Source organism: uncultured Dialister sp. (assembly GCF_937959425.1).
GTDB lineage: Bacteria > Bacillota > Negativicutes > Veillonellales > Dialisteraceae > Dialister.
Genome location: NZ_CALGPS010000054.1, coordinates 1 through 3990, shown reverse-complemented (window position 1 = coordinate 3990; position 3990 = coordinate 1). Strand labels below are relative to the sequence as shown.

The 3990-nt window shown below is 50.5% G+C and carries 3 protein-coding genes; all 3 read right to left on the bottom strand.

From position 1 onward, the window contains the following. Nucleotides 1–53: 53 nt before the first annotated feature. Nucleotides 54–353 carry a cell division protein FtsL gene (gene ftsL / locus Q0482_RS02285; protein WP_299142828.1) on the bottom strand — a complete coding sequence of 100 codons (300 nt, stop codon included), beginning with the start codon at nucleotides 351–353 and terminating at the stop codon, nucleotides 54–56. Then, nucleotides 346–1290 (bottom strand): D-alanyl-D-alanine carboxypeptidase family protein, encoded by a 945-nt coding sequence (locus Q0482_RS02280; RefSeq protein ID WP_299142825.1) that lies wholly within the window; start codon nucleotides 1288–1290, stop codon nucleotides 346–348. Before Q0482_RS02280 ends, ftsL begins: the two co-directional genes overlap by 8 nt. 254 nt (nucleotides 1291–1544) lie before the next feature. Then, the gene (locus Q0482_RS02275; protein WP_299142822.1) at nucleotides 1545–2666 is read right to left on the bottom strand and encodes a M48 family metallopeptidase; all 1122 of its coding nucleotides are present in this window, start codon (nucleotides 2664–2666) and stop codon (nucleotides 1545–1547) included. Nucleotides 2667–3990 lie beyond the last annotated feature (1324 nt).

Sequence of the window (3990 nt, the reverse complement as noted above, 5' to 3'; positions counted from 1 at the left end):
ATATAAAATATGGGCTGTGAAAAAATGATTTACATTTTTTCACAGCCCCTTTTTTATGGCACATAGGGCACTTCCCCCGGTTTTACCAGTCCCAGGTCGTCCCGTGCCTTTTTTTCCAGTTTAGCAGGATCCTCCAGGTCCGCCTTCTTTGTTTCCAGATCCTCTTTTTCCTTCAGCAGCCGGTCCCTTTCCTGGTAAAGCTCCGCTTCCTGCTGTCTGACCTGCACATAGTGGTAAACGTTCTGCACCACCACGAAGGCGGTAATCAGGATGACCACCACGAAGATGATGCGAAGCGTGGGACTTGTGGGGAAAAGGCGCTTCAGGAAAGGCGCTTTTTTCTTTTTAGCCATGAGCTTCCTTCGGCTCCTTTCCCAATACCCGGTTCACGAATTTATAAATGGCCGGTTCCGCCGCAAGGGCTGCCTGGTATTCATCTTCCGCTTTGGCAGCGGCGAAGCCGTAGTCCAGCCAGGTCTTTACGTCCTGCCAGCGCTTGGGATCGTTATAAAGCACTACGATGATGAGCTGTCCGTCCCTTTCTGCCGAAGCCACCAGACAGTCGCCGGCGGCTTCGGTCATGCCGGTTTTGATGCCGTTGGCGCCGGCGTAACCGCTGGAGAGGAATTCATTCCGGTTCACTACATTCCTGTAAATGCCATTTCGGTAGGTCATAGGATAGGTTTTTCTCTTCACAATATCCCGGAATGCAGGATTCTTCATGGCGTAGGCTGCAATTTTTGCCATATCCTCGGCGGTGGTGTAATGGTTGGGATTCGTAAGGCCGTTTGGATTGGCGAAATGGGAGTTCTTTGCGCCGATGGCAGCGGCCTTTTCGTTCATCATTTCAATAAAACGGTCATAGGAACCTCCCACCGTTTCTGCCGCAGCTACGGCGGAATCATTGCCGGAAACAAGCATCATGCCGTAGAGCATCTGGTGCAGGGTCAGGGGCATGTCGGGACGGATGCCAAGGTTCGTGCCGTCCTGCTTCATGGCCCTTGGTGTAATCACCGCGTTCTGTTCCAGTTTGTCCTTTCCTTCTTCCAGCGCAATGATACAGGTGAGGATTTTTGTGGTGCTGGCAGGATAGGATTTCAGATTTCCTTCCTTGTCAGCCAGCATTTCTCCCGTATTGCCGTCAATGAGGGCGGCGGACACGGCTCCCGTTTCCGGCGGAGGAGGCAGTTCCTGTTTTTTCGGCGGCTCCGGGGTAATGAGAGCCAGAATGCCGAAAGCAATGCCTGCAAATACAACCGCCAGTACGAGAAGAGCCAATAATTTCTTCATAATTTAAGTGATACAATCCTTTCTATCAGCCTGCTTCCGGAATGGCACCTGTCTCAGTTTCATCGCCGGTGCCATTCTTTTCCGCTGCCTTTGCTTTCTTTTCTAGGGAAGCGCTGATTAAATCGTTATCGGATTTCATTCTTGTATTTTTATTCAATGCAAGGAATCAGTCGACGCGAATAGCGAGCTATTTAAGGAGACTGATGACGCAGCATTGGATAAAAATACATATGAAATTCGATTCTGCGAATTAATCAGTGCTTCCCTAATTTCTCCCTGCGGGAGTCAATGTCAAAATCACTTTTCACCGCTTCGCCCCGGTCTTTGGCAATGCCTTTGTTCAGGTTTGCCACATAGAGCTTTCCGTCTTCCGAAGAAGAGAGACTGTACACCGCCGTATTCCCGCAGTAAATGGTGTCGTCTTCAATGACCGCGTCCGGCACATTTCCTTTATGGTACAGCTTATCCAGCTTCCCTGCAGTCAGGTAGGTCCTTTCCTTATCCGTGTACCGGCCGGATGCCGCAGGCTGGAATGTCTTTTCCCCGTTCACCAGGATCCAGCCGTCCTTCACATCCACATGGCCGCCGGAATAGGCTTTCATCCATTTCAGGTTCTTATTGATACGGTCGCTGGTTTTCGGATGGTTGCCGGGAGCCAGCACCGCCTTAATGCCGGAAGGAGAGCTTTCGCCGTACTTGTCCTTCAGCACCTGCATGGAAGCCGCTCCGCCGCCGGGATTATATCCTGCTTCCACCAGGTACTGGAAACCCAGGTCATCCGCTTCCTTTTCCTGGTCCTTGGTGAATACTGCGTTGGACACGTAGTTGGCCGCAATATTGCCAAGGAGGTATTCTCCGTAGGATGCATCGCTTCCCAGATAGATATCCAGAGCCGTAATGAGCCCCACACTCTTCTTCACGCCGTTTACATTATGCCGTTTCTCGCCGTGGGAGATTTCATGGGCCATGACGTAAGCCAGTTCATCATCGTCAAAGGCATCCAGGGAGCCCTTGTTCACGCAGAGCACGCCGCCCAGACTCATGAACGCATTGATATCCTCACTGGGAGACACATACACATTGTAATTTCTCTCCACCGCCCCGGTACTGCGTATATTGTCATAAATGGTCTGCACCCGGTTGTCCGCTTCCGCCGACTCATAGACGCCGGTCTGCTGCTGGCACTGGTCCAGAAGCTGCAGCCCCGCCTTGTCATCCATGCGGGTATAGTAGCTGGAAATAAAGAGAAGCGCCGCTGCTCCATAGAGAATCTTCTGGGTGGTGGTAGCCGCTTCCACCGTCAGGGGCGTAACCGTTCCTGTAAGGCATACAGCCGCCAGCACAGCTGCCGTCAATTTCTTCTTCCAATTCCTCATGTTCTTACCTCCCGTCCAGGAACACCGATTGATTTGATATATTGTACCATGTTTGGGAAGAAAGTGGATAGTTTCCTGTCCGGCATAGCTCCATTGCGCTTCACCTCTACAGGAAACTTTTCGCAAACAGTTTCCTGTCCGGCCTGTCGCCATTGTGTCTCACCTCAACAGGAAACTTTTCGCAAACAGTTTCCTGTCCGGCATGACTCCATTGTCCACCACCTCAATAGGAAACCTTTCGCAAATAGTTTCCTACTCGGCTTGAATCCACTGCGCTTCATCTCAACAGGAGACTTTTCGCAAATAGTTTCCTACTCGGCATGACTCCATTGTATTTCACCTCAATAGGAAACTTTTCGCCCATAGTTTCCTGTCCGGCTTGTCGCCATTGTACTTCATCTCAGTAGGAAACTTTTCGCCCATAGTTTCCTGTCCGGCTTGACTCCATTGCGCTTCACCTCAATAGGAAACCTTTCGCAAACAGTTTCCTATCCGGCATAGCTCCATTATGTCCCACCTCAATAGGAAACCTTTCGCAAACAGTTTCCTGTCCGGCCTGTCGCCATTGTGTCTCACCTCAACAGGAAACTTTTCGCAAACAGTTTCCTGTCCGGCTTGTCGCCATTGTGTCTCACCTCAACAGGAAACTTTTCGCCCATAGTTTCCTGCCCGGCATGACTCCATTGTCCCCCGCCTCAATAGGAAACCTTTCGCCCATAGTTTCCCGTCCGGCATGACTCCATTGCGCTTCATCTCAGTAGGAAACCTTTCGCAAATAGTTTCCTACTCGGCTTGAATCCACTGCGCTTCATCTCAACAGGAGACTTTTCGCAAATAGTTTCCTACTCGGCATGACTCCATTGTATTTCACCTCAATAGGAAACTTTTCGCCCATAGTTTCCTGTCCGGCTTGTCGCCATTGTACTTCATCTCAGTAGGAAACTTTTCGCCCATAGTTTCCTGTCCGGCTTGACTCCATTGCGCTTCACCTCAATAGGAAACTTTTCGCCCATAGTTTCCTGTCCGGCATGATTCCATTGTCCCCCACCTCAATAGGAAACCTTTCGCAAACAGTTTCCTGTCCGACATAGTTCCATTGTCTCCCACCTCAACAGGAAACTTTTCGCAAACAGTTTCCTGTCCGGCATGACTCCATTGTCCCCCACCTCAATAGGAAACCTTTCGCAAACAGTTTCCTGTCCGACATAGTTCCATTGTCTCCCACCTCAACAGGAAACTTTTCGCAAACAGTTTCCTGTCCGGCATGACTCCATTGTCCCCCACCTCAATAGGAAACCTTTCGCAAACAGTTTCCTGTCCGACA